We start from the raw sequence: 3,671 nt of genomic DNA, 5'->3' as shown, positions 1-3,671 counted from the left end.
GCATAAGTGGATGATACGCTCATCTACCCAAAAGTTACATTATTTTCCGCATGGACCACTAGGCCATGGGAATTGGCAGCCTTTCCCAACTTTTTCTGATTTCCTGGTTAGGTTCGGCGATTTCAGGTGAAAATCAGAGGTGCCTTAGAACCCTGACAGGGGATGAGTCCATTACTAGAGAAGCCTTGGTTGAAGCGTGGGCCAATAAGGAAAACGGTTTAGGGCATTGGGGGGGAACCGAAGATGACTTTCGTTTAATTACTGGGGGGGCAGATTCGAAGATGAGCCTCGGGTTTAGTCAGATACAGTCGAGATATGTCTATGGTTCGCTTTCAAATCAGTGTAATGAGCTTCGTGGCATGAATATTATGCATCCGCGTGATAACTTATCCGCTTTCGCTGTGTGGAGTGCGAACGAGCGCTGCGGTGAATCATTTTTTCATGCGTTTTCTGAGAATATGCCCTATGACGAGAGTTATAGTAATACACAAAATACTCAAATTTTACGTTCTCGTTACGGAGACAATGATCAACCTCTACTGTTACGTCAGGAGGGGGTAGATGTCTTTAATGAATCAGATTATGAGCGATTGACCAAGGGAATTGCCGGTTATAATCAAGGTTTTAATGCTGTTTACTGGGGGAGGGAAAGCTTGGCAAGTACGCTTAGGCGTCTTGATAGGGTTAATTATTCAGTTGATGGTGAAATAGCCAAGTGTAGCAATTATCCTGAAAACTCAAATGATCGAAGGCGATGTGTTGGATATTTATACTCTATTGATGTGAAGCAAAGAGCTGGCCTCCCTCTTGCTAGCTATCTGTGGCGTACCCAGGCCACGGTGCCTGTGAATGGTGAGATGCAGCAAGTAAATGTGTGTTTCTGGTACGGCGAGGCTGAATGGGAAGAGCGTACTTGGCAAGCGGCGCGAGATGCGGCCGTTGCATCGAACTCATATGCTTGTCCTGTTTTTGGCGCTCCATAATTGTTGAGAGGTGGGTATGCGATTGAGTTGTTTTTCGTTTTTGATGGTTTTTTCATTGTTGGTGCTGGGTGATACTGGATTGCGCTATGATAATTTTGTTTTCTCAGCCATTTATGAGGATGAAGTATCAAGTGTGCGGGCTGCTGTAGAGGAGCACGTTGGGAGGTTTCATGGCGTTGATAAAATCTACGCGGCAGAAGTTGAAGGGGGTTTTTTGGTTTTATATCGAGCCGAGGTGAAGAAAAGTATGTTTGACGAGTTTAAGGATGAGCTCGAGGGTAAGGGTGAAGTGGGGCGGCGAAACTTAGGCCACACTGGTTGGCGCGTATGGGATTCAATCGCTATTGTAGGTAGGCACGGTGAAGTTGAGGATTTGTCTGTATCCGGATATCAACGATTCTTTTCCATTCCTGGAATTAGGAGTTATGACTTCTACGGTTGTATTGATAGTCGTCCTGTTTTTTCAAGTTCGTTGATTGAAGGGCAGGATGATTTTGTGTTTATTATAACAGCAACTCATGGGAATCCTAGGGCGGGCTTAATCTCTGAAAATATGGCAATTTCGGTTTATTCTGGTAGTGGTGAACTCCAGTTTAAAGAGAAACTTTTGTGGGTAAACTATGTTCCGGCTGTAGGTGGTCGTGCTCATTATTATGGTGAGGGTGAAGTGGGGTCTAAGTATGGTGAGTTGCCGATTAGTGATGGCTATGGTCGAAAGCGTTATGCAAAGATGTATATTGCTGACTTCGATTTAGATGATAGGCTGGATGTGGTTTTTTGGTTTAAAACCTTCAAGTCTACCAGTGTTGGAGACGAAAAGGGATTTCGATTCGAGAAAGAGTCCTATGTTTTGTACTCCGAGAATAAGGAAGGGGTCGGATTCGAACTGCGTCAATCTGGCCTAGGAAAGATCTCTGCATTGCTACGAGAAAATGGACTCGAATGGCAAGATGGTTACCCTAGAGACAATTCTCTTTGTCTAGGGGCGGCAAAGAAATATCCTCTGATGCAGAATGTTGTTGAATAATTACGAAGCAGTGAAGAAATTTTGGGTTTTTAATAAGAACAGTATTGGAAGTGCTTAGTAAGTTTTTATGTGATCTATTTTGGGTGTTGCTGGCTGCGAGAAAACGAGTTGAGCTGTTAGCAAGGCGTTCCATTCTAGAAATGCATGATCCATTGCTGAATGATTCGGATGTGTTGCGCTGAAGGCTGGTATAGCTTTTTAATAATTGGGGTACACCGTCGTCGAAGTACACACCGAGTTGCTCGATGCCAGAACAACAAAGCAACAAGTACATCCACTCTAAGCTGTCACGTTTGTGGCGCCCTGCTTTGCCTGGTATCAGCTGCTGCAGAGCGGGTGTGCCAATATACCCAAGCCCAGAAAACAACAGGCCTCTCTTGAGCCACGACGTATTATCATTGCGTATCACGCTGTGTGCGGAGGGCATTTTTGTGCGGTATGGATCATATGACTGGCCGGTGCTACGAGCATCGCCGAGGCTGGTTGGAAGATAAACTGCTGTCGTTGCCGCAGGTGTTTGCCGTTGATGTGGTGGCCTATGCCATTATGAGCAACCACTATCATGCCGATTTATTTATTGATTCTGAGCATGCAAACTGCTTGAGCGATACCGAGATTATCGAGCGGTGGGCACGCTTTTTAGTGGCAGCATGCTGTCTCAGCGTTTTATAAACTGTGACGAGCTGGACGTTGCTGAGCAAAAGCGGCTGCAGATTTATGTGGAAGAGCGGCGGTCACGGCTGGCGAGTATCAGTTGGTTTATGCGGGTGTTCAACGAAGCCATTGCTCGTGAAACTAATTATGAAGACCAGTGTACTGGCCGCTTCTGGGGCGGTTGATTTAAATCCCAAGCACTGCTCGACGAAGCAGTACTTGCTGCGTGCATGGCCTATGTCGATCTTAACCCAGTGCGGGCAAGCATAGCCACCACGCCAAAAACATCTGCGCACACCTCGGTAAAGCGGCGAGTCGAAAAAGCCAAATGCAGCAAACAGTCCAACCATCCTAAGCAGCAGTCTAGGGAATTATTACCTTTTGTGGATAACCCTCGGCAAAATATCCCGATAGGCATTCAAAGGAAGCTGACGGATTATCTCGAACTGGTTGACTGGGCTGGCCGTATTATTCGCCATGATAAACGTGGAACCATTGCCAACAATACGGCGGCCATTCTGGATCGTTTAGGCATTGATGACCAACAATGGTTAGCCATGACCGAGTATTTTGAAGACTGTTTTCAAACCTTTGCCGGCGGTGAAGAAAAGCTGCGCTTGGCCTGCGAAGTGCTGAATTATCAGCGCCTGCCTGGGCTTGGTTGCTGCTGTTCGTTGCTCGATCGATCAGCCTGATCACACCTCCTTTCACCGCAGTCAGTATTATCAGATAAATCAGAGGGTTGTTTGTGCGCTACCTACACATAGAATCTCGTCATATTTCTTTTGTTTAGGCCGCTCTTCCCGCAGAATCATACTGTGGATAGTGAATCAATAGACAAAGCTCGTCATGGCAGTGCCCTTTCGCTAAAGTGGATGTCCCTGTAGTTGCTGTAGTTGATACTGTAGTTGGTTCGTGAATACAGGGGATGTTAATGGTAACGATGTAGTGGTCTAATTCACCCGGACACCTCGTTAAGATAGTATTCATATTAACCGAGGTGAACG

Annotated in this window: 5 protein-coding genes; all 5 read left to right on the top strand. The window is 46.1% G+C overall.

What is annotated here, in order from left to right; all coding sequences use genetic code 11:
* Positions 1-65 precede the first annotated feature (65 nt).
* The 5 genes from IE090_RS17665 to IE090_RS17910 all read left to right on the top strand — a co-directional run bounded on the left by IE090_RS17665 (position 66) and on the right by IE090_RS17910 (position 3,359).
* A complete protein-coding gene (locus IE090_RS17665) occupies positions 66-983 on the top strand; it encodes a hypothetical protein (RefSeq protein WP_189390439.1) in 918 nt (305 codons plus the stop codon).
* A 16-nt stretch (positions 984-999) separates the two neighbouring features.
* A complete protein-coding gene (locus IE090_RS17660) occupies positions 1,000-2,010 on the top strand; it encodes a hypothetical protein (protein WP_189390438.1) in 1,011 nt (336 codons plus the stop codon).
* 447 nt (positions 2,011-2,457) lie between these two features.
* Complete coding sequence (locus IE090_RS17920; protein WP_229815826.1) at positions 2,458-2,682, top strand: hypothetical protein; 225 nt, start codon at positions 2,458-2,460, stop codon at positions 2,680-2,682.
* Positions 2,661-2,849, top strand: a complete 189-nt coding sequence (locus IE090_RS17915) for a hypothetical protein (RefSeq protein WP_229815825.1) — start codon at positions 2,661-2,663, stop codon at positions 2,847-2,849. Before IE090_RS17920 ends, IE090_RS17915 begins: the two co-directional genes overlap by 22 nt.
* A gap of 45 nt (positions 2,850-2,894) precedes the next feature.
* On the top strand, positions 2,895-3,359 hold the full coding sequence (locus IE090_RS17910) for a hypothetical protein (protein WP_229815824.1): 465 nt from the start codon (positions 2,895-2,897) through the stop codon (positions 3,357-3,359).
* Positions 3,360-3,671 lie beyond the last annotated feature (312 nt).

It is taken from the genome of Bacterioplanes sanyensis, from assembly GCF_014652515.1.
Lineage (GTDB): Bacteria > Pseudomonadota > Gammaproteobacteria > Pseudomonadales > Oceanobacteraceae > Bacterioplanes > Bacterioplanes sanyensis.
This window is presented reverse-complemented; position numbering and strand designations above follow the sequence as displayed.

Excerpts from the sequence above, each read along its gene's own strand:
- IE090_RS17920 (WP_229815826.1), top strand. The coding sequence starts at position 2,458 with ATGACTGGCCGGTGCTACGAGCATCGCCGAGGCTGGTTGGAAGATAAA.
- IE090_RS17915 (WP_229815825.1), top strand. The coding sequence starts at position 2,661 with ATGCTGTCTCAGCGTTTTATAAACTGTGACGAGCTGGACGTTGCTGAG.
- IE090_RS17660 (WP_189390438.1), top strand. The coding sequence starts at position 1,000 with ATGCGATTGAGTTGTTTTTCGTTTTTGATGGTTTTTTCATTGTTGGTG.
- IE090_RS17665 (WP_189390439.1), top strand. The coding sequence starts at position 66 with ATGGGAATTGGCAGCCTTTCCCAACTTTTTCTGATTTCCTGGTTAGGT.
- IE090_RS17910 (WP_229815824.1), top strand. The coding sequence starts at position 2,895 with ATGGCCTATGTCGATCTTAACCCAGTGCGGGCAAGCATAGCCACCACG.